This window comes from Candidatus Nitrospira nitrosa, from assembly GCF_001458735.1.
Classification (GTDB): domain Bacteria; phylum Nitrospirota; class Nitrospiria; order Nitrospirales; family Nitrospiraceae; genus Nitrospira_D; species Nitrospira_D nitrosa.
This window is the reverse complement of record NZ_CZQA01000001.1, coordinates 235,621-256,431: the sequence shown is the minus strand read 5'-3', so window position 1 is coordinate 256,431 and position 20,811 is coordinate 235,621. Positions and strand designations below refer to the sequence as shown.

At 56.1% G+C, this 20,811-nt stretch carries 16 protein-coding genes and 2 pseudogenes; 8 read left to right on the top strand and 10 right to left on the bottom strand.

Annotated elements, in window-relative coordinates:
• Positions 1–5 precede the first annotated feature (5 nt).
• On the top strand, positions 6–749 hold the full coding sequence (locus COMA1_RS01250; RefSeq protein ID WP_090746695.1) for a cytochrome c biogenesis CcdA family protein: 744 nt from the start codon (positions 6–8) through the stop codon (positions 747–749).
• 92 nt (positions 750–841) lie between these two features.
• Here the strand turns inward: COMA1_RS01250 and COMA1_RS01245 are convergent, their stop codons facing one another.
• On the bottom strand, positions 842–1,771 hold the full coding sequence (locus COMA1_RS01245) for an outer membrane protein assembly factor BamD (RefSeq protein ID WP_176697766.1): 930 nt from the start codon (positions 1,769–1,771) through the stop codon (positions 842–844).
• A 213-nt stretch (positions 1,772–1,984) separates the two neighbouring features.
• Here COMA1_RS01245 and COMA1_RS01240 point away from each other — a divergent pair, with 213 nt between their 5' ends.
• From COMA1_RS01240 to COMA1_RS01230, 3 genes are all read left to right on the top strand, one after another.
• The gene (locus COMA1_RS01240) at positions 1,985–2,977 is read left to right on the top strand and encodes a 3-oxoacyl-ACP synthase III family protein (RefSeq protein WP_090742635.1); all 993 of its coding nucleotides are present in this window, start codon (positions 1,985–1,987) and stop codon (positions 2,975–2,977) included.
• A 77-nt stretch (positions 2,978–3,054) separates the two neighbouring features.
• A complete protein-coding gene (locus COMA1_RS01235) occupies positions 3,055–3,675 on the top strand; it encodes a DUF47 domain-containing protein (RefSeq protein ID WP_245630791.1) in 621 nt (206 codons plus the stop codon).
• Between the two features lie 103 nt (positions 3,676–3,778).
• The gene (locus tag COMA1_RS01230) at positions 3,779–4,771 is read left to right on the top strand and encodes an inorganic phosphate transporter (protein ID WP_090742632.1); all 993 of its coding nucleotides are present in this window, start codon (positions 3,779–3,781) and stop codon (positions 4,769–4,771) included.
• Here the strand turns inward: COMA1_RS01230 and pnpS are convergent.
• From pnpS to COMA1_RS01200, 6 genes and pseudogenes are all read right to left on the bottom strand, one after another.
• Entirely contained in the window at positions 4,744–6,603 is a 1,860-nt protein-coding gene (pnpS, locus tag COMA1_RS01225; protein WP_090742629.1) for a two-component system histidine kinase PnpS, read from the bottom strand. The two genes, COMA1_RS01230 and pnpS, sit on opposite strands and share 28 nt — an antisense overlap.
• Positions 6,604–6,608: 5 nt before the next feature.
• Complete coding sequence (locus COMA1_RS01220) at positions 6,609–7,310, bottom strand: response regulator transcription factor (protein ID WP_090746689.1); 702 nt, start codon at positions 7,308–7,310, stop codon at positions 6,609–6,611.
• Between the two features lie 177 nt (positions 7,311–7,487).
• Positions 7,488–7,802 (bottom strand): annotated as a pseudogene (locus tag COMA1_RS01215) (integrase core domain-containing protein); the annotation flags it as partial.
• A gap of 18 nt (positions 7,803–7,820) precedes the next feature.
• Positions 7,821–8,285 carry a hypothetical protein gene (locus COMA1_RS01210; protein ID WP_090742626.1) on the bottom strand — a complete coding sequence of 155 codons (465 nt, stop codon included), beginning with the start codon at positions 8,283–8,285 and terminating at the stop codon, positions 7,821–7,823.
• Positions 8,286–8,640: 355 nt separating this feature from the next.
• Positions 8,641–9,135, bottom strand: coding sequence for a cupredoxin domain-containing protein (locus COMA1_RS01205; RefSeq protein ID WP_090742623.1), 495 nt, complete (start codon positions 9,133–9,135; stop codon positions 8,641–8,643).
• A 176-nt stretch (positions 9,136–9,311) separates the two neighbouring features.
• Positions 9,312–10,718, bottom strand: a complete 1,407-nt coding sequence (locus tag COMA1_RS01200; RefSeq protein ID WP_176697765.1) for a c-type cytochrome — start codon at positions 10,716–10,718, stop codon at positions 9,312–9,314.
• A gap of 330 nt (positions 10,719–11,048) precedes the next feature.
• Between COMA1_RS01200 and COMA1_RS22080 the strand changes: the two genes are divergently transcribed.
• The gene (locus tag COMA1_RS22080) at positions 11,049–11,342 is read left to right on the top strand and encodes a dodecin domain-containing protein (RefSeq protein ID WP_090742617.1); all 294 of its coding nucleotides are present in this window, start codon (positions 11,049–11,051) and stop codon (positions 11,340–11,342) included.
• Between the two features lie 13 nt (positions 11,343–11,355).
• Entirely contained in the window at positions 11,356–12,027 is a 672-nt protein-coding gene (locus tag COMA1_RS01190) for an MlaC/ttg2D family ABC transporter substrate-binding protein (RefSeq protein ID WP_090742614.1), read from the top strand.
• A gap of 140 nt (positions 12,028–12,167) precedes the next feature.
• Here the strand turns inward: COMA1_RS01190 and COMA1_RS01185 are convergent.
• The 3 genes and pseudogenes from COMA1_RS01185 to COMA1_RS01175 all read right to left on the bottom strand — a co-directional run bounded on the left by COMA1_RS01185 (position 12,168) and on the right by COMA1_RS01175 (position 15,533).
• Positions 12,168–12,923 (bottom strand): annotated as a pseudogene (locus COMA1_RS01185) (IS5 family transposase).
• Between the two features lie 43 nt (positions 12,924–12,966).
• Complete coding sequence (locus COMA1_RS01180) at positions 12,967–14,535, bottom strand: B12-binding domain-containing radical SAM protein (protein ID WP_176697763.1); 1,569 nt, start codon at positions 14,533–14,535, stop codon at positions 12,967–12,969.
• Positions 14,536–14,537: 2 nt separating this feature from the next.
• Positions 14,538–15,533, bottom strand: coding sequence for a hypothetical protein (locus COMA1_RS01175; RefSeq protein ID WP_090742608.1), 996 nt, complete (start codon positions 15,531–15,533; stop codon positions 14,538–14,540).
• A 410-nt stretch (positions 15,534–15,943) separates the two neighbouring features.
• On the opposite strand from COMA1_RS01175, the gene ispH reads away from it, so the two are divergent.
• Together ispH and smc are read left to right on the top strand one after the other, a co-directional pair.
• Positions 15,944–16,906 carry a 4-hydroxy-3-methylbut-2-enyl diphosphate reductase gene (gene ispH, locus COMA1_RS01170; protein WP_090742605.1) on the top strand — a complete coding sequence of 321 codons (963 nt, stop codon included), beginning with the start codon at positions 15,944–15,946 and terminating at the stop codon, positions 16,904–16,906.
• A 217-nt stretch (positions 16,907–17,123) separates the two neighbouring features.
• Positions 17,124–20,804 (top strand): chromosome segregation protein SMC, encoded by a 3,681-nt coding sequence (smc, locus tag COMA1_RS01165; protein ID WP_090742602.1) that lies wholly within the window; start codon positions 17,124–17,126, stop codon positions 20,802–20,804.
• The last annotated feature ends 7 nt before the right edge of the window (positions 20,805–20,811 follow it).

The window sequence follows — 20,811 nt, the reverse complement described above, 5'->3', positions numbered from 1 at the left end:
TGATCATGCAATCCATTCCACAGATTTCACTGATCGCGGCCTTTTCTGCCGGGCTGCTTTCGTTCGTGTCCCCCTGTGTTCTGCCGCTGGTGCCGAGCTATATTTCCTACATCACCGGACTTTCGGTCGAGCAACTTACCGACGCCTCTGAACGAGAAAAGTTCAAGAAGGCGATCATTGTGAATTCTCTGCTCTTCATCGGCGGGTTTTCGTCGGTGTTCATCGCGTTCGGTGCTTCCGCGAGCTTTCTGGGACAGCTCTTGATTAGCCACCAGGATCTCATTCGCCGCATCGGCGGTGTCGTGATCATTCTGTTCGGGTTATATCTGCTCGGGATCCTCAATCTCACATTCCTCAAGATGGAGCATCGGTATCAGTTTCGCAATCGACCGGCTGGGTACTTGGGATCGTTCCTGATCGGGGTGGCCTTTGCGGCCGGATGGACCCCGTGCGTCGGGCCGGTCCTGGGTTCGATTCTGCTCTATGCGAGTACGACCGATTCCATGTTCAGTGGGGTTGTGTTACTGACCTTCTACTCATTGGGGTTGGGGCTGCCGTTATTTCTGACGGCGCTGGGTGTCGATCGATTCTTGGCTTACTTCAAAGAAGTACGAGTCTATTTGTGGGGTGTATCGACCGTGAGCGGAGTCATGCTGATCATCGTCGGGGTGATGATCTACGCCAACTCGTTGACGATGATCACCAGCTTCTTGGAGCGATATGGGATCGGCTGGTATTTGGGGCAATGAAATGCTGTATCAGCTCGCTTGGTCGCCAACCCTCTCCGAGTAGTCTTTCTTCTACCTCAGCACTCGATATTCAGTACTCAGGTCTTCTTGGATTAGCACCAGGCGCCAAGGCGGCAGGCGGTGAACCCTGATTTCAGCGAATGGGTTGCCGCAGCACCAAGGGAATCGAGGGAGGGCTGGATGCCAAATATTCCCATCGTAGATGATGGGGGAGAGCCAGCAGGGGATTGAGATAAGAAGCTGGATTGGCCGTTTCGTGCTAGGCCTGGTCCGGCATCCGAGAGGGATGAGGATTCAGACTGTTGCGCCAACAACGCGTTTGGCTGAGCCGGGCTGATTTTTGCGAGCAGTTGTTTTCCGTCGCCGGCGAACTTGCTGTCTGGGTATTTTTCCGCCAACACCGTGAGATGGTCTTTTGCCCAGTCATCGGCACCCATCTCGTGATATGACTTGGCGATGAAGTACATCGCGTCCGCCGCAACAGGCTTGTCCGGATAGGTCTTGAGCACTTGCTCGAACCGGTGCGCTGCCGCCAGGTATGAGCCTCTTCGATAGTAGAATTGACCCACGAAGAGATGCATCTGCGCCAGCCAATCGTGACACTCCTCGAGTTTTTGCTGTGCTTGCGCATCATACCGACTGCCGGGAAATTCTTTCCGCATCTGCTCGAATGCGGCGATCGCCTTTTGAATCGGTTCAGGGTCGCGATCGATCGTTTTTGCCATCTTGACATGAATCTCCCCAATCCTAAAGGCGGCATAGGGAGCGAGCACGTGATTCCGGTGGAGTTCTAGGAAATGTTTGTATTCGACGAGTGCTTCCGAATACTCTTCCTTCTCAAAGTAGGCCTCGCCGCGTTTCATGATCACATTGGGATGGTAATGGTTATCGACCGTGTCCCCGAGAAAGATTTGCTCATCCGTACTGCTGAGGGCCTTTTTGAGCCCACTTCGGACGTCGCTGGCTGTAAGATCGCCGGCGCAGGAGGAGAACAGCAGGCAGTAGAGGCCGAGCGAAGTCATCAGGCACAGCCTGGACGGTGTGAATCGAGAGGCACTATCTGCTTGCACGAGACCCATCTGCATATCTTATATGGATAGCAAGGATATAGACAAAAAGCAATTGGGTGTGTGGTTTTGTTGACCTACCTTCTTGCCGCCCCTATAATCCCGCTCCACATCCAGAGTCCCATATCGGGTTTGCCCGACTGATTCAGGAGTGGTGCGAGCAGGGCCATGATTAGAACACGAGTAATTGGAACGGGCAGCTACCTCCCGTCTCGGGTCGTGCCGAACGAGGAGATTGCCCAGGTTGTCGGGGTATCCCCAGCCCACATTCAACGGCTGACGGGCATTCGGTCACGTCACTGGGCAGGGGAGCAAGAAGCGGCATCGGACCTGGCGATTGCTGCGGGGCGCCGGGCGTTGGAGGCTGCCGGTTGTGAGGCCTCGGCCATTGATGCCATTGTCCTTTCTACCACGTCACCGGATATGGCCTTCCCCTCGACGGCCTGCTTGGTGCAACGGGGGTTAGGTTGCAAGCCGGTGGGGGCGTTTGATGTGTCTGCCTCCTGCTCGGGATTTTTGTATGGGCTCTCGATGGCACAAGCCATGATTCACAGCGGCCAGGCGAAGACGTGTCTGGTTGTGGCGGCTGAGGTGAAGTCTCGTGCGCTCGATCTTCAGGATCCTGCGACTGCGCTGTTATTCGGGGATGGCGCCGGGGCCGTCATCCTTCGAGGAGAGCACGATTCCACCCCGGAGTGGCGAGGAATCCTTGGAATCAGGCTGTACGCGGACGGGGCCTCTCATGGTCTCATTCGAATCCCCAGTGGGGGATCACGGAGTCCTGTATCGGCAGATACGGTGAAAAAGCGAGAGCATATGTTGCACATGCAAGGCTCGCCGTTGTTTCGGGTGGCCATTCGACGCGTGGAGCAGGCTGTGCACGAGATCTTGAAGGAGTTCGGTGTACAGTCGGGTGATCTCAAGCAAGTGGTGCTGCACCAGGCGAACGGACGAATCCTGGATCAGATCGCGGATCGGTTAGAGATCGAGCGGTCGAGAGTCGCATCGGTGATTGAACGCTACGGCAATACGTCTTCGGCCTCGCTTCCCATCGCGCTCGATGATGCAGTCCGGCATGGGCGCATTTCACCTGGAGATTTAGTCCTCCTGGGCAGTTTTGGTGGAGGGCTCACCTGGGCAACGAGCCTTGTTCGGTGGTAACGCCGATGATCAACAGAGGTCAACATGAGCCTGCATTTTCGTCCGAATGAGTGCCTGATTCAGGAGTACAGAGAATCATGATCTTCAGCATACTTCCCAAAGAGGAAGCCTTCTTCGAACTCTTTAAGAAGGCGGCGCGTAATGTGATTGAGGGCAGTCGGTTGCTCAAGGATTTGATGGAAGACTATACGAATAGTCAAGAAAAGATTGCGCGTATTAAAGAGGTGGAACATATCGGCGACGGTATCACGCATGATATCGCCATGCGTCTCAATCAAACGTTCATCACGCCGATTGATCGAGAGGATATTCACGATCTCGCCAGCGCGTTGGACGACATTCTTGACGCGATTGAAGCGGTGGCGGATCGGTTCGCTATCTACAAGATCGAGCAGCCGACTCCTTGCGCTGTTCGGTTGGCGGATATTCTTTATCAGGCATCCGTGGCGGTGGGGCGCGGAGTGGATCGGATCGGCATGTCGCATGAAGAAGTAAAAGAATATAGCGTGGCGGTGAACAGTTTGGAGAACGAAGCCGACCGAGTCTCGCGTGACGCGATTTCGGCACTCTTTGAAAAAGAAACGAACCCGATCGCCGTCATCAAGTGGAAAGAGATCTACGAGACCTTTGAAGAGGGAACCGATCGCTGTGAGGATGTTGCCAACGTGATCGAATGTATCGTCCTCAAGCAGGCTTAGGTGGTGCTATCCGGACCTGACTCCTCAGAGCGCACGGGTAGGAGAATCTCCCACCCAGGTCAGTGACCCCAGTCTGTTTTCCTGAACAAGAACGAGAGTGCCCATGCCTGAATTGAGCGGATTATTGCTGGTGACCGTGGTGTTGGCTCTGCTGTTCGATTTTTCGAACGGTTGGCACGATTGTGCCAACGCCGTGGCGACGGTCGTTTCCACGCGCGTCCTGAGGCCGCTGACAGCGGTCTTGCTGGCCGGGGCACTGAACATTGCCGGCGCCTTCTTTTCGACCGCCGTTGCAAAAATGATCGGTGGGGGGATTGTGTTTCCAGACGCGATTACAAACGTCGTCGTGGCCGGTGCGATGGCGGGTGCCATCTGCTGGAATCTGTTCACACTGATTCTGGGGCTTCCGACGAGTTCGTCTCACGCATTGATCGGCGGCCTTGTGGGCGCAGCGGTCGCTCATGGAGGCTGGGCGGTCGTGCAATTCAAGGGGTTGAACAAGATTCTTGAGGCCATGGTCCTGTCCCCGCTGCTGGGGTTTGGGATGGGGTTTCTCATCATGGCGCTCGTGAGCTGGTCGTTTTTTCGTGTTCATCGAGGTGTGGCGACAAAACTGTTCAGTCGGCTTCAGCTTGTCTCGGCGAGCTTCATGGCATTCAGTCACGGGGCGAATGACGCGCAAAAGGTGATGGGCGTCATCACACTGGCTCTCGTGGCTTCAGGTCAGCTGACATCGAGCGAAGTGCCGACGTGGGTGATTGTGTCCTGTGCCTTGGCGATGGGGTTGGGAACAACCGTCGGTGGGTGGCGCATTATCCATACCTTAGGTATGAAAATGGTCAAGCTCGAACCGGTGCATGGATTTGCCGCTGAGACCGGGGCGGCGACGGTCTTGCTGTTTACGGCTCAGTTTGGGCTGCCGGTGAGCACGACTCATACGATCACCTCGTCGATCTTAGGGGTCGGCTCGACCAAACGTCTTTCTGCGGTGCGGTGGGGGGTCACGACCAAGATTCTCTCGGCCTGGATCTTCACCTTACCAGGTGCTGCCTTGCTGGGAGCCGGTGCTTATACGGTACTGTCCTGGTTCCACTGAGTGAGCAATCTCTTTCCGCCCTTGATCGGTAGTCGAACGACGAAACGACTGCCTTGAGGCTGATTGGCTTCTACCCACACCTGGCCACCGTGGCCCTCAACGAGGTGCTTCACGATGGCGAGTCCCAGGCCTGTTCCACCCAGGTCTCGCGATCGAGCCTTGTCCACTCGGTAGAACCGCTCAAAGATACGAGGGCGATCCCGTTCGGGGATGCCAATCCCTGTGTCAGCCACGATCAGATCGATCGTGTGGAGCAATGGCTCGGCAGCGTTCGGTGACGGGGTTGATGTCCCACCGACCGTGATGGTCCCGCCTTCGGGGGTATATTTGATGGCGTTATCAAGCAGATTCGTGAGGACTTGCACAAGCCGGTCGTCGTCACCTGCAATCAGCTGTAGCGATGGATCGAGAGCGGTCACAAGTCGGTGGCCTTTTCGGTCGGCAATCGGTTTGATGGTGGACAGCGTTCGGTCGACCAGGGCTCGCACGTCGATGGGTTCTTCCTTGAGCGAGATCTGGCCCGATTCAATCTTGGAGAGTTCGAGCAGATCCTCAATGATCAGATTGAGCCGGTCGCTCTGTTTCAGGATGATATCCAAGAATCGTCCGGCAACCGAGGGATCGTCTTTGCCGCCGTCCAGCAGCGCCTCCACATATCCCTTGATCGAGGTCAACGGGGTTCTCAGCTCGTGAGAGACGTTCGCCACAAAGTCTTTCCGAATCTTTTCCAGCCTACGTAAGTCCGTGACGTCGTGGAACACCAGGACGATACAGGCTTCGTTGTCCCGCTCACCTCCCGCGGGAGAGGCCTCGATATGGAGATGGCGCCCACTGAGCGGGAGCACGATCTCATCCTCATGAGGGGTACGAGCCTGAAGAATCATTGCCACCAGGTTGTTGAGCTGTTGATGACGAAACAGCTCAGCGCAAGGACGCCCGCGGGCTTCCACACGTGAAATGCCGAACATCCGTTCGAGCGCGGGATTGATCTGCAGCACATGGCCGCGGGCGTCCAGTACCATGACTCCCTCGACCATTGAGGTCAGCACGGCCAGGAGCTGCGCACGGTCTTCAGAGAGCTCTTCAATTTTGGTATGGAGTTGGTCGGCCATCTGGTTCAACGTTGACGCGAGTAGCCCCACCTCATCCTGCGTCGTCGTCTTGATGCGCCTCGTGGAATTTCCCAGACTCAAGGCTTGAGCCGCAGCGGCAATTTCGGCGAGGGGCTTTGTAATACTGTGAGCCAGCCAGATACTCAGTGTGACGGCAAGGAGAAAGGCCACTCCGATGGCTAGAACGAGTTGGCGCTTGAATTCGTCGCTTGCGCGGTCTACTTGAGCGAGTGGAAGCGCGGTGCGCACCACCCACGGGGCTGTGTCGTGCGGTACTTTCAGCAGTCTCGCGTGATACATCGTCCGTTCGCCGGTTGTATGGCTGGGACGAACATCTTGCCCCTGGCCGGTCGCGAACGCTTGCGTCACTTCGGGGCGGGATGCGTGATTGTCCAGGGTTGGGATATCGATATCACGGACGGCCGTGTCTGCCAGGACGGTGCCGTCAGCCGCGATCACGGTAATGCGTGTGGAGGATCGGCTGCCGAGTTCACGCGCAATATCTTGTAGCCGAGCAGGCGTGACTGAGGGAGTGGACGCGTGAAACAGCGCCAGAAATCCGTAGTCGACGAGTTTTGCCTTTGCCTCCAAGGTCTCGCCGAATTGCGTGAGATAGCGCTGTTCAAGGGCTTGGATCATCATCCAGCCGGCGATCAGCAGACCGCAGGCTACCGCCACGAGTGTGCCTACCGCGATCTTCCATCGAATCGACCACGACATGGCGATCAATCTGAGTCTTTCAGTTTATACCCGAGGGACTTCACGGACACGATGGCATCTTCCAGGGGTGGCAGCTTCTGCTTCAGCCGGCGGATATGCACGTCCACTGTTCGGGTTGTGCCATAGTAGTCATATCCCCAGACGGCATTGAGCAGCACCTCCCGTGTGAGTACACGACCACGATGACGAAGGAGGTGCTCGAGGAGGCCGAATTCCTTGGCCGTCAAAGGTACCTCCTCCTGATTGAGGCTGACCTCATGCCGAGTCGAATTCATCGTCAACGCACCATACCGGTAGTGCTCCGCTCCGGTTGACGGGGTACGATCAATCCGACGCAGGAGCGCTTTCACGCGGGCAACCAGTGCTTTGGGGCTGAAGGGTTTGGTGACGTAGTCATCGGCCCCCAATTCCAAACCGACGATCGTGTCGGACTCTTCAGCTTTGGCCGTCAGCATAATGATGGGAAGCATCGCAGTCTCCGGCGCGGAACGCACGCGCTTGCAGACTTCGAGTCCATCCATCTCAGGCAGCATCAGATCCAGGACGATGAGGTCCGGCTGCTCTGCCTTGACCTTCTTCAAGGCCTCGACCCCGTTTATGGCCGTGACCGATCGAAAGCCGTCTTTCTGTAAGTAGTGCTGGACGAGTTGTGCAATATCCTGCTCGTCTTCAACGACCAGGATTTTCTTACCCGCAGTCGCTTCCATGATGTTGTTCAGCGTACGGGGGAGGGGAGAGACTGTCAAGTGAGGAGGCTTGACCATGGGGGTGGAAGGCTTCTCCTGTGGGCGCGTTTCGTTAGCAGTGGATCCCCAACAGTGAGAGGCCGAGTCGAAACCAGTAGAAGACAAACACGGCTTCATTGTCTGTGCGTAGGAATAGGGCTAGGTGTTTAGTCCCAGCATTTGATGGGGTGGGTTAGCGGTGAAACGTTCTGGTTCTTGTGTCCAGATGTTACCGATGTATTCGAAGGGCGTGAGGCCTTTGAGGGTTTTGAGCCGCCGCCCATAGTTATAGGCGTTGATAAAGTCGTGCAGGTGGGCTTCAAGCTGACGATGGTTGTCGTCATGATCGCGTTTGAGGGTGGCATCCTTGATCGTTCGGTTCATGCGTTCCACCTGGCCATTCGTCCAGGGAGGCTTGATCTTGGTGAGGCGGTGCTCGATCCCGTGTGCGTTGCATTGCATGTCGAACCTATGGCCGCTCTCTGTCCCTAACTACTTCATTACGGTGATGCTTCCTCCCATGTCGTCATCGGCCCGATGAAGAGGACAGTAGAAGCGATAGGTGACCGGCTTCCCCTCAGTAAGCGCATCCCTCGTGATGCGACTCCTATCTACGACGATCTGTTCGGTCTCGTCTGGCGCAATGGTAATCCGAATGGGTCTGCTGATCCGAAGGCCGCCCTCCTCTACGGACTCCAATAACCCCGGTGCTTCGAATACGTGAGTCCTTGCCGTTGGATTGTCAAACCGAAAGATCAACGGCTCTGTGAAATCTGTACTTGGTTGGAGGATAATGTCTCTGGGAAGCCACACCGCCTGCTGATCGTCGAGATCACGAGCCACGAACAGAATCTCCTTCGCCGATCCGGTCGATGGCCAGATCATCGCTCCAGCGGCGATCACACATCCAAGCCATGCACCCACGGCTCGAGTGTAGAGCCTCTCCCGTTCCTTCATCCGTTGTCCCCTTTACGCATCGACTGGCTCGCAGTGTGGTGGCAAACCCAAGAACGAGCTCGGAAATGGAGCTCTGCCTGAGGTCACGAACGTCTGGAGAATACCGCCCAGGCTGTTCAGAAAGGCCATCCAGCGAGGCGAGAACGCCGCTGGTGGACTTTGTCAACAGCCTGCTAGCCGCTCATCGGCACATCCCATCACGCATCCAAGAACAGGATCGCCAGTCCTGGCTCAGTTTCACGCGATCGCTTGCCGGCCAGGACTGGAATCCTCATTGTCCTTCCCCCTCTAGAGGGAGGCTCCCTGATTCTACTCGGTAGGAGGAGTAGGTGTCGGACCGGAACGTAGTTCCGGCTCAGCCCCCTCCGATGTCGCCTCGTGTTTCGATCACGAACAATTCACCTTTGACGTCAGGATGAATGTCACACCACAGTGCGTGCCGAATACTTTCAGCTCCACCGGTTTGCGGGTCAAAATTTGAGGGCGCTGTGGAGAAGCGGAGCGTCATGGTCTTTCCTGCGTCGACATGAAACGATTTGAATTGTTTGCCTCGGACCTCTGTCCCTCCCTCCACCTTCACCGCCAGGTTTTTGAACAACGTGGACGCTAAGCCGTGGGTCACGGAATCCTGGTTTCGGACGACGACGATCGTCTCCTGCGAAGGCATCGTGAACCCTGCCGTCTCATAGCCGTGCTGCCGGTCCTTGATGGTGATCTCCAGTTTTGAGGGTGGGGCCTCCATCCCCTTGGCCTGTGCGAATACCATGCTGGACCCACCACTCCAGGCCGTCAATACTGCAGCCGCCAGCGGAACGACCAACAAAGCCGGCCCCTTTCTTCGGACACCCATTTCTGCCTCCTTTGTATGATGATAGAGCACTGTTCACCCCGTATCATTTCTTATTACTGTCTTCAGACCCCACACGTCTGTACTCGCCCAACCACCCCCTTCCAGAAGATCTTCCCAACTGAAGCGGCGTGCCGCTCTGCCCATTCATCGAACTCGCACGCACTGCATGGGCGCAATCACTTTGCAAGACTTCGAATATAGTGAATCAGCTGCCAGACCTGTTCGTCCGGTAATGACGCGAATGACATCATCCCGGTTCCCGGCGAGCCGTTTTTGATGATCCAGAATAGTTGGCCGTCCGGGATCTCGCGCATCATCGCTCCACAGGTAAAGTTTCGTGGCGGTGGCACGAACGCAGCTCCCATCACGCCTTTGCCGTCCCCCTGTTCGCCATGGCACATGACGCAGGCAACAGGCTGGGCTGTCCTGAGAAACAGTTCCTTCCCCGCCTGAACGGCAGTGGAAGATGACGGCAGTGCATTTGTCTTGGTGAGGAACTCACTCGGCGCTTTGGCCGTCTTGCGCGGCTGCATACAGGCACTGCCTTGACCTCCGCTCGGGGACGTAGCCATCTCAGGCACGCCCTTGAAGGTCACTTTCAGGTACGCGATCACGTCGGCTACGCCCTGCTGCCCGATGGTCAATCCCCAGTACGGCATGTTCGGCGACTTGCCGATGGCGGGGCCGCCATGGTTGATCACGTTGTAGAGATAGTCCATCGGCAGTTTGTCGAAGGGGATGTTGGCATGCACGGCCGGTTTCGGCTCAATTCCGGATGCGGCGGGACCGTCACCCTTGCCTGTAAATCCATGGCACTGCGCACAATATTCCTTGTAGAGCGTTTTGCCTCGATCCACGCTCGCATTGGTGAACTCTGGACTGGTCCAGGGCTCATAGTACTTGAAGTCCTCAAGCCCTTGTACGGCAAGGTAGCCGATCACCGCCCGCAATTGCGCGTCGGTCGCATCAGCGAGAAATTCCCCGTTATGGGTGGTGAAGTCTTGCGGATTCAGGCCGAAACGATACAGCCAGTCTGCGTTATACCGCCGGCCGGCATGTTGCAGCGCCGCGCTCTGCGGTCCTCCGATCAATTTGCCGTGTTCTTCGATCGTATGGCAGCCCAAGCACGCATGCGCTTTAAATGCGGCTGCGCCAAGTTTGACATCGAACTTCGTGACCTTCGCTACATCAAATGCCCCAACGGTCACACGCGGATCTTTGTGGTGTTCGGCAAAATAGTCGGCAAGGGCATTCGCCTCCGGCTCCGTGACGATCAGGTGTTTGGTCGGAACGTTCGTGAGATCCCACAGATACCCCTTCGCGTAGAGCGGAGCCTCTTTCCCGGTCAGCCAACGAATGAGCCAGGATCGTTGATATTTGCTGCCTGCCCAGATCAAGTCAGGAGCGTGAAGTTTGAACCGTGATTCCGCAACACCCTCGAATCGGTGACAATGGGCACAGGTCCCCTGGATGAGCTCCTTTGCGCGAGAGAGATCGCTCGCAAAGAGAAGAGGGGGTGAGAACATCACCATACCCAGTGTGAGGACCATGGCTCCGACAACTACTCTCTTCTGCACATGCATAATCACTCCCTTTCTCGATGGCGAATGGAATCGTGGGTATCTGACTGCAACCATGTCGGTCGGCTGACCATGTCCCAACAGTTCAATCCGGTGTCCCAAGGAAGCCTCGGTCCATTTCCGTGAAGTCTCCGACTCATTCGCTACCCTTGTGAGACCGACCAGCAAAAAAGGATTCATAACTCAGATTCGTCAGCAGCCGGTTTGTTTATGTATCCATTGGTTCTTTTGCTGCGGACTGCGCCGCTACCCCGTGGCATTGTTCCCTCAATTTCGGTGAGATTCCTGTTCTGTCCCGTTGCTGACCCTTGGCGATCTCACGGGAGCACGTAGGTGGAGGTCGGATTTGTTTTGACGGCGGCTTTGCTGGATACATGCATAGGTGGGCGATCACGTCATGTCGAGCAGGGGATCAGGAGGCTTTCCGTGCGTAGAATTGTCTGGCTTGAGAGGAATGGGATAATATCAGTTGCCAAGCTCATTGAGATCAGTACCGACTTGCCAAGGTATCCAAGCAGGGTCCACGCTATCAGGTCAGTTTGGGTGAAGGAGCAACATGTTACGGCCGAGAATGGGAAAGTGGCGTTGTCTCGTGTAGACTTAAAAGCAGCGTTTGCCTTGGATTGACGACCTACAGAAGATGAACGACTTACATGTATTGAGTCTGGGTAAGACAGGAGGTGGCGCATGGCGTTTGCTGACGGTTGGGCTTATCGTTGTGCTTGCCGCACCTTTTTCTGTGTCTGCCTCTTCGCAAGGCACAGAGATCCCGATGCAAGCGGTGCGCGAGACCGTCACCCAGGTGCTCCGCGTCCTGGACGATCCTAAGCTGAAAGACCCGAGCAAGCAGGAGCAGCGTCGTCACCAGTTGGAAGACATTGCCGCCGACAGATTTGACTATGCGGAGATGGCGAAACGCGTGCTGGGCAGTTATTGGAAGCCGTTGACGGAGGCTCAGCGGAAAGAATTTGTCGAGCTGTACCGGAGCTTTCTTTCGGACAAGTATGCCGGACGAATCGAAGACTACACCGGCCGAAGACAGGAAGTGGGGTATCTGACGGAACGGATTGAAGGCCCGTATGCGGAGGTGAGGACGGAGTTCCGGTCGGAAAAAACAACGATCCCGATGGATTACCGCCTTTCTTTAAAGGATGGTCGTTGGTCCGCCTACGATATCATCATCGACGGCATAAGTTTGGTCAGTAACTATCGGAGCCAGTTTCAGAAGATCATTCGCGAAAGCTCGTATGAAGCGCTGGTTAACAAATTGCGCGAACGAACTGCCATCGACGAATCACAATCAAAACGATAATTGAGGTGCTTTCACCCTCCCCCAACTAGCCGCCATTCCACGACTACCAATTCCTGTCTATCTCCCTGACTCTGCAACGAAGGCCGTGCTGGTCTCGTAGTTATCCTCTTTCGATTGGTCGATACTAGGGCCTGTTCACGCTATCGTAAGCCATCCACGATCAACGCAAAATTGATGACCACGACAAACATGACATCGAGCGTGTCCAACCGCGAGAAGAGGCGCCGAAATCCTTTGAGCCGGCGGAACAGCCGTTCGATCGCATTCCGTCGCGTATACCGAGCGTGATCGTAGTCCCAGGGCGTGCGGCGATTCTGCTTGGGCGGCACCACCGGCACATCCCCGAGCTCCACGGCCAGGGGTCGCGTCTCATCGCCTTCATAGGCCCGATCCATCAACAAGGGGATCGGGCACGGCCTTTTTCCGAAGCGGTGCAGCCGCTTGCGTCCCTCAGGGGCATCGTGGGCCTGGCTCGGGACAGGGCAAACGTCAAGGCCGTTCGAGCATCCGCGGCAACCAGATGAATCGTGGTGGTCCACCCGCTGCGGGAGCGGCCAAGGGCTTGCGGGCTATTTGTTTAACGCTCCCGTCCCATCCGGATGGACCTTGATGATCGTACTGTCCACCGCGACGGCTTCGATCGTGAGGCGGAGGATCTGCACCTGTTGCAACTGGGTCAAGACGCGGTCGCGCACCCCACTCTTCGCCCACCGGTTCCTGCGCGGATCGATCGTGTGCCAGTTCCCGAACTGCCTGGGCAGCCCGCGCCAGTTGCACCCCTGCTCAGCGACAGACAAGATCGCGTTGAGGATCTGCAGATTGTCGAGCGTGACATTGCCGCGTTGGGTCGGCAAGCAGCGCCCGATGTGACGAGCCTGAGCCTCGGTGAGTTCCATGGACGCAGTATCGCAGAAACAGAGGCAGTCGTGTTAACGGGCCCTAGCGGAACAATAACTCGTATGCAGATTCGCCGGTACGCTCCATGGCCATGAGTTGCCGCCGAATGCTCTGATCCTCTGTCCTGGCAAATCGTGCTAAATTGACGAGTTCGTGGTGCTCCAGCGTCTGAGCTTCTCCTGATTCGATCAGCTCGATCGCATTTTCTAATGCATCCAGCATGACTCCGTTAGAAGCCTGGACCAATGCGCGTGCGGCTGCATCGCGGTCTGGGTCTCGGCGTCGACCGGGCATATCGAGGTGGGTATCGAACAATAGCCCTCTCAGTACGTTCCATGTCGCATGTGTGCCGAAATTCCGTCCTTCGAAGGCCATTAAACAGAAGTCCCACAGCAAGTCGACACGCGTATCCAGGAAGCGATACTCAGCCTCGAGTGATGATCCGTTGAGACGTCCTTCTTTGCGCAGCCGTCGCTCGATCGGGGTTCCCACATATGGCAAGGTTCGGCAAAATCCTGCCACTGCCCAACCGTCTTCGGTAAAGAGGCGGAGGAATTCCATGTTGTTGCGCGCGGTCTGTAGGGTGGACCAGGGTTCCAGTAACATGAATCCAAAATCGAAACTCACATTCAGCTCGCGCAGAATCTTTCCTGCATGAAGATGGACGGCCGGTTTCAAATGTTTGTTAAGAGCGGCAAGACTTGCGTCGTCGCCTCCTTCCACACCCATGTAGACATGGCATAATCCTGCAGCGACGAGGGGAGCCAGCAGATCGGCGCGGATTTCGTCTGATCGACAGGCGATTTTCCAGCGCATTTCTTCTTCTAGCTTACGATGAACGATTTCGCCGGCCACCGCTTTAGCCCATGCTTTGGCCTCTGTTCCACCTGCAAGAAAATCATCGTCCTGGAAGAGAATCAGCTTCACGCCACGTTCTCGCACTAAGTATTCTACTTCATCCACAACGTTGATCGGATTGCGGCGACGACGACCGGTCGTTCCGTTCGCCTCATAGAAGGTAATGATCGAGCAAAACGAACATTTCCATGGGCAGCCGCGTGATGCAAGCACCGATGCCGTGGGCAAGTCTTGCCGTCGATAGTCGATGTCACGGCGATCGGGCTCGGGGAAATCATCGATGTGGGTACGACCTTGGCGAGGTGGATTGAGCACCGTCTTGCCCTGATCCAGCCAGGCAATGCCGGGAACCTGCTTCCAGAGTGACGGGTGATCGAGATTTTCAACAATCTCAATCAAGGTATCTTCGCCCTCGAAGCGAACGACGGAGTCGAGTTCGGGGATGTGTCGGAGCAATTCCTCCGGCTCGAAGGAGGCATAATGTCCGCCGATGGTGAAGTGCGCATGCACGCCTGCGTCCCGTAGCGCACGGATCATCCGTGCAAATTGGGGGACCATGTATTGGAAGATCAGCGAAAACCCTATGACATCGGGGTGCTCAGTTTGAATGAGTTGCAGCAAAGGCCCCGGATCGTCGCCGAAGGCAACGATCCGGGTATGGTGCCCCTGTTGCAGCAACCGACTGGAGAGATACCGAATCCCAAGATTGTCCTGGTCCTCGTATCCAACCAGGAGAACGCGTCGACTCCGCACGTTCATTTTCTGGGCTTCGAATTCTTCATCATGGATTCCAACGTTCGCAGCGCCGCTTGGCCTCTGAGCAAGGTTGCCTTCGTTCCCGCAATCGTGCGCTTGAGGTCGGCAGGTTTCATCTTCTTGGCCGCACCAAGCAGACTTTCAAACGCGTCGTAATTCGTGACGGTTCCCCCTCGCACGACGTCAAGCGATTCACTGATCAGTTTTAAACGGATGATGTCTTCAGGGGACGGATCGCCTTTATCAATGAATTTGCCGGGATCGAAAGCCCGGATGAGCTCGATCAGTTTCTTGAAAATGTCGATGTCAGGTTTTGTCGGCAGCACATAGCCTGCCATAAGAAAACTGCTGTTGTTCTGGGGGACCGTGAAAAACGGCGATGTCGAATTTGCGATACCTGTCACTCCGCTGCCTGAGGTGATGTCATCGTCGTTTTCTTCAAAATAGCCGCTGCCATCTCCGCCATAGATGAGTTGCTGCCATGAGGAAAAGTTTAACAGTGGATCACCGAGATTACGCTGGACATGGTCTTTGGCATGGATCGTTGCCGCTCCCCACTGCGTGAGGACAACATGGTCATTGCCGCCGCCTGGCCATGCGACCGGCGTGCCGCCTGGTGCATTGACAAATGTGCTGCCTGGTCCATCGATCGGAGTCGGATTAATCGGTCCGGTCCCGACCCAATGGGTAGCTGTTGTTACATGAGGTGTTCCTGGAGGGCCATCCGTAGGAGTGCCGTAATAGGCAGCGGCAGGCCACTCGGACCAGTTGGTAGGATGATTAAAGGTCCAGCGGACTTTGCGTTTGCCAGTAATACGACGGCCGGTATCCCAGTAAAGGAATGACCGGGAGACCCCATCGGCATCCGGCAAGGAGGGGGGCGCAGTTTGTTCAACCGTGGTGCCGGCAGCAGTGACTGTGACATCCAGTGACCCGAACGAACTGAGATCGGTCGCTTCGGGAAATAGTTTTCCCTTCGTCGTAAAGTGTCCCATACAACGTCCCTCCCTTTCCTGAATTGGTCGACTAACAGATAGGATGGGTATCACTATCTCATCGTTCATTAATTAAGAAAAACGAAATGCATATCCACGTAGGAGAGTCTGAATGGCTCGATCGTATGAAGCGAACGAGTGGGTATGTGCGGTATGCTTTGGATAGGGGAATGCCTGCCATATCTGGATAATGACCGGAAAATTTGATGCGCTGACTATCGACAAGAGCGTAAATACGGGAATACTCGTTTGGCTTACACCATGATTCCAAGTCTATGGACAAAGCGGCGTGGATGGGGTGACAGTAATTCGGTTGACGGACCCTATGGATCTGACGTATCGTGAGCGATTAATACTGTCAGAGAAAATAGGCTGTCTTGTAGAGCCTGAACGAAGGAGCTACGACGACCATGAAGATATATCTCGCCAATCCCCGTGGGTTTTGCGCCGGTGTCGATCGGGCGATCGATATCGTGGATCTGTCGCTCAAGAAATACGGCGCGCCGATTTATGTTCGGCATGAGATCGTCCATAGCCGACATGTCGTGAATACCCTTCGCCGGAAGGGCGCCGTCTTCGTGGAAGAGCTGAACGAAGTCCCTGAAGGGTCGGTAGTGATTTTCAGCGCGCATGGTGTCGCGAAGTCGGTATGGGAAGAAGCGAATCAGCGGCGTCTGCATGTCATTGATGCGACCTGCCCACTTGTGATCAAGGTTCATAATGAGGTGAACCGCGACTATACCCAAGGTTATGAACTGATCCTCATCGGTCATGCCGGCCACCCCGAAGTGATCGGAACGTTGGGGCAGGTTCCCGACAAGTTTCATCTCGTGTCGTCGGTCGAAGACGTGGAAAAACTGAAGGTGGACAATACGGTCAACCTCTCATATGTCACGCAAACCACGTTGAGTGTCGATGAATGTCGGGACATTGTGGGGGCGTTGCATCAGCGGTTTCCCAACATCAAAGGGCCCCATCAAGAGGATATCTGTTACGCCACGCAGAACCGGCAGAATGCCGTCAAAGAGTTGTCGCGTCTCGTGGATGTCATTCTGGTCATCGGGTCTCCGAACAGTTCCAATTCGAACCGGTTGCGGGAATTGGGAGAGCAGTGTGGCATCCCCTCCTACCTCATCGACTCGGCTGCCGATATCGATCCTGTCTGGCTCGAAGGGGCGAAAGCCGTTGGCATTGCCGCTGGTGCGTCAGCACCGGAAATTCTCGTCACGGAAGTGGTCGCGTTCTTGAGAGCGTCGGAGCCGTTCGAAGTCGAAGAGTTAACCGTCATTGAGGAAGATGTTGAGTTCCTGTTGCCGAAGGAACTAGTTCAAATCGAGTCTTCGAAGAAGCCGATGGCCGGCGTTCCACGATAGTATAGTGTGGAATGTGAGAATGCGATGGCTGACTACTGCCATTTAGTTCCTAATCCTATCTAAATCCATGAATTGTAGGGGGAGCGCTTGGATCCCCCTACATACTGTGTTTTGATTTTGATTTCCTCAGATTGCTATGGTACAAGGTCGCGGAGTTTTCCGTTCCTAGGGGTGTGTCCGTGGAGTGTGCGTCTTACGTCACGATGAAGGGGGGCTGATGCATTTAAAGACTATGAGCATGACGGGCTTCAAGTCGTTTGCCGAGGCGAAGATCGAATTTCCCGAGGGTGTGACGGCGATCGTCGGTCCGAATGGAAGCGGGAAAAGCAACGTCGTGGACTCAATCCTCTGGGTGTTGGGTGAGCAGAGCACAAAGACACTCAGAAGTGAAAAGATGGAAGATGTCATATTTAATGGGACCGAACTCCGAAAGCCCCTGGGCATGGCCGAAGTCTCTCTGGTCATTGGTGGGCTTGACCCCACGATGATGAAGCTCGATGGGAGCTCGAGCCTTCCCAACGAATTGACCGAAATGCAAGAGATGATGATTACTCGCCGATTGTATCGTAACGGCGAAAGCGAGTATCTCCTCAACAAGGTCCACTGCCGGCTCAAGGATATTCGCAGTTTGCTGCTCGACACGCGTGCGGGAAGCAAAGGGCATACGGTGATCGCCCAGGGGCAGATCGACCAGATTTTGAACGCGTCCCCCCAGGATCGCCGTGAATTGATCGAGGAGACGGCCGGGATCATTCGCTATAAAAAGCAAAAGGCCGAAGCGCTGCGTAAGTTGGAATCGACTCAACAGAATCTCCTCCGTGTCCGAGACATTGTCGCTGAGGTCAAAAAGCAGTTGAACTCCCTCGAGCGTCAAGCGCGCCAAGCCCGAACTTATCAGGTCTTGCAAGGAGAGGTGCGTGAGATCGAAGTGACGCTGCTGACCAAGGAGTTCCGGACCTTGCGGCAGGCGTTACAGGAGGTCGAGAGTGATGTGCTGAATCTCGACCAGCAAGAATCGGAGAAGGCGGCTGAGCAGGCTCGGCTCACGACCGATCTAGAACAAGCCCGCCTCGATGCGATTACCATGTCCGACACTATCGCCAAGATTCGTGAAGAATTGGCAGGTGTTGAGCAGCAACAGGCCCAGGCGTTGACTGCGGCGGAAGTCGAACGGAGTCGAGGGCAGTTGTTTGGACAACAACAGGTGCAGGAGTCGGCTGAGCTCGAGGAGCTAGGTCGTGCGCAGGGCCAGGTGGCTGAGACGTTGCAGCTGATCGAGACGTCCTTACGGTCGGTGGACGAGGAGATGACGCTTCGGGTTCAGGCGCTCGAGGAATTAGATCAGGAGCTGATGCGATTGGTCGGTCAGCGGGCAGCAGCCGTCGCGGAGGAGGAGCGAGGCCGCAAGGATGTGCTCCAGCTGGCCGTGCTTGTGGCGAATACCGAACAGGCCATCTCACAACTGGCGAGAAAGATGGAAGATCTCATAGGGCGCGGGGCACGGTTGACGGGAGAGCGAGAGGAGCTCGGCGGCCAGCGTGCTACGGCGATCGAACGGCATGAGTCGTTGCGGAACGAGTATGGAGAGGCCGATCGGCGGGTGTCCGAACTGCGTGCGGAGCTGCGCGCGGTGCAGGAAGAGGCCGCTCAAGCTGCGGGGAGCCTGCAATCCTTGGATCAGGTGATTCTGCGCCGTTCGGAGGAATTGGCAGGAGTCGATTCACGTCTTGAGGCGCTCCAAAGCGTGGTGCGTGAAGAAATGGGCTATGGCCGGCAAGGTACCCAACAAGGTCCTGCTCTGAAGTCTTGCGAGGGCGTGCGGGACGCGGTCGCCGAGTGGCTGGTCGTTCCGTCGGGGATGGAGCGTGCGGTCGAGGCGGTACTGGGGGAGCGTGTGCGCGGATGGTTTGTAGATGAGCCGTCGGTCGGCAAACGGCTGATTCGATTTCTCCAGCAAGAGACGCTCGGACGAGGCAGCTTTATCCCACAGCGTCCTCGATGGGACGGGGCCTCGACTCCCTCGTGGTGGGCGACGATTGCTGCGGAACCCGGCGTGGTGGGGCGAGCGGTCGATCTGGTCCAAACGGATGCCGCGCAAACGGCGGCTCGTGACGTCTTGTTCGATCGCGTGGTGATCATTCGGTCCTTGGATCAGGCGTTGCAGCTATGGGAGCGATCCGAATGGGGCGCTCCTCACGGACCGATTCTCGTCACGTTGGATGGGGAAGTGGTGGATGCCTCGGGTATCGTGACAGGTGGCCAGGTACAAAGCACGCCCGGTCTGCTGGAACGGCGTCGAGAGGTCATCGATCTTGAGGCCAAACGAGAGTCGTTTGTGACTGAGCTTGATCAGAGTAAGCAACAGCGGGATATGGTCGTTGCACAGATTCAGATGCTCACCCAGCGTGATCGCCAGCTCGGCGATGCCCTGCGCGAAGCGGAAATGCAGAATCTGTCGTTGCGCAAAGATGAAGAACAGCTCCAACACAAGCTGACGGATCTGGACCATCGCTTGCAAGCTGTGGACGCGGAGATTCAGGAGGGCCTCACTGAGCGAGGTCGAGTTGAGGAAGAATCACAGTCCGTGCAGGCTCAATTGGGACAATGGATTGCGGAGAAAAACGGGCAGGATGCCTTGGTGGCGCGAGTACGAGAGCGCTTGGGGTTGCTTGACCAGACGATGAACCAGCATCAGGAGCATGTGACTCAGGCTAAGCTGACGGTAGAGGGGTTGCGTGGCAAACGAGAACATGAACAGCTGAACCGGGTTCGTGTCACGCAGCAGATACAGGAGGCTGAAGAGCGGCGGCGAACCTTGGGTGAACACCTCAACAGCTTGAAGGGTTTGATCGAGCAGAGTCGGGAGGAACAGGTCCGGCAAGAGACGCTGTGCCAAGATCTCGGTCAGAACGCCGGGCGGATCAAGGGTGAATTGATTGCGGCTCAGGAGCGACAGGCGCAGCACATGACAGCGAGTCAAACACTTGAAGCCGGTTTAGAGGAGGTGCGGCGAGGGATGTCGGTCGTTCGAGAGGCTCGAATGACCGTGGAGGTTCGTCGCGCCGAGGTGCGTCTGCACTTAGGGACGGTGGAGGGTACGCTGACCGGCACCTATCAACTTGATCCACTGACCCTGGTCGATGCTCCGCCGCAATCAGTTGAGTCGGCGGGCGAGGCGGAGGTTGCCGTGCCGCAAGAGACGGACGAGCGTTCAGATGCGGAGCTGAAAGAGCAGTTGCAGAAACTCCGTGATCGCCTGGATCGCATGGGGCCCATCAATCTGGCTGCGATCAGCGAGCACCAGGAATTGGAGGAGAGGCACAACTTTTTGTCGGCGCAAGAGCAAGACCTTTCGAATTCGATTGCCTCGCTGAAGGAGATCATCCAGCGTATTAACCGGACGACGAAGGAGATGTTTGCCGCCACCTACGACGAATTGCAGCAGAAGTTCACCGAGGTGTTTGGGCAATTTTTCCCCGGGGGACGGGCCGAGCTCCAGTTGGTCGAGGAACTGCCTTTGGAGAACGGTGAGCCATCCGGTAATCAAGAGCCTGGCATCGAGATTGTGGCTCAACCTCCCGGCAAACGGCTGAAGAGCATTACCATGCTGTCGGGTGGAGAAAAAACGTTGACGGCGATGGCGCTCTTGTTTGCGAGTTTTCTCATCAGGCCGACCCCGTTCTGCCTGTTGGATGAAATCGATGCGCCGCTGGACGAGGAAAACATCGGCCGTTTTACGGCGGTCTTGAAAGACCTGGCACAGAATGCTCAATTTCTCGTCATTACGCACAATAAACGCACGATGAGCATCGCTGATTCGCTTTTTGGCGTGACGATGGAAGAACCGGGTGTGTCGAAGCTTGTATCCGTCAGGCTCGGCGATCTCCAGCCGGCTTAAACGGTAG

What these genes read in the sequence shown, in the direction of transcription:
- COMA1_RS01250 (WP_090746695.1), top strand. Translation starts at nt 6, where the DNA reads ATGCAATCCATTCCACAGATTTCACTGATCGCGGCCTTTTCTGCCGGG.
- COMA1_RS01245 (WP_176697766.1), bottom strand. Translation starts at nt 1,771, where the DNA reads ATGACTTCGCTCGGCCTCTACTGCCTGCTGTTCTCCTCCTGCGCCGGC.
- COMA1_RS01240 (WP_090742635.1), top strand. Translation starts at nt 1,985, where the DNA reads ATGATTAGAACACGAGTAATTGGAACGGGCAGCTACCTCCCGTCTCGG.
- COMA1_RS01235 (WP_245630791.1), top strand. Translation starts at nt 3,055, where the DNA reads ATGATCTTCAGCATACTTCCCAAAGAGGAAGCCTTCTTCGAACTCTTT.
- COMA1_RS01230 (WP_090742632.1), top strand. Translation starts at nt 3,779, where the DNA reads ATGCCTGAATTGAGCGGATTATTGCTGGTGACCGTGGTGTTGGCTCTG.
- pnpS (WP_090742629.1), bottom strand. Translation starts at nt 6,603, where the DNA reads ATGTCGTGGTCGATTCGATGGAAGATCGCGGTAGGCACACTCGTGGCG.
- COMA1_RS01220 (WP_090746689.1), bottom strand. Translation starts at nt 7,310, where the DNA reads ATGGAAGCGACTGCGGGTAAGAAAATCCTGGTCGTTGAAGACGAGCAG.
- COMA1_RS01210 (WP_090742626.1), bottom strand. Translation starts at nt 8,285, where the DNA reads ATGAAGGAACGGGAGAGGCTCTACACTCGAGCCGTGGGTGCATGGCTT.
- COMA1_RS01205 (WP_090742623.1), bottom strand. Translation starts at nt 9,135, where the DNA reads ATGGGTGTCCGAAGAAAGGGGCCGGCTTTGTTGGTCGTTCCGCTGGCG.
- COMA1_RS01200 (WP_176697765.1), bottom strand. Translation starts at nt 10,718, where the DNA reads ATGCATGTGCAGAAGAGAGTAGTTGTCGGAGCCATGGTCCTCACACTG.
- COMA1_RS01190 (WP_090742614.1), top strand. Translation starts at nt 11,356, where the DNA reads ATGAACGACTTACATGTATTGAGTCTGGGTAAGACAGGAGGTGGCGCA.
- COMA1_RS01175 (WP_090742608.1), bottom strand. Translation starts at nt 15,533, where the DNA reads ATGGGACACTTTACGACGAAGGGAAAACTATTTCCCGAAGCGACCGAT.
- ispH (WP_090742605.1), top strand. Translation starts at nt 15,944, where the DNA reads ATGAAGATATATCTCGCCAATCCCCGTGGGTTTTGCGCCGGTGTCGAT.
- smc (WP_090742602.1), top strand. Translation starts at nt 17,124, where the DNA reads ATGCATTTAAAGACTATGAGCATGACGGGCTTCAAGTCGTTTGCCGAG.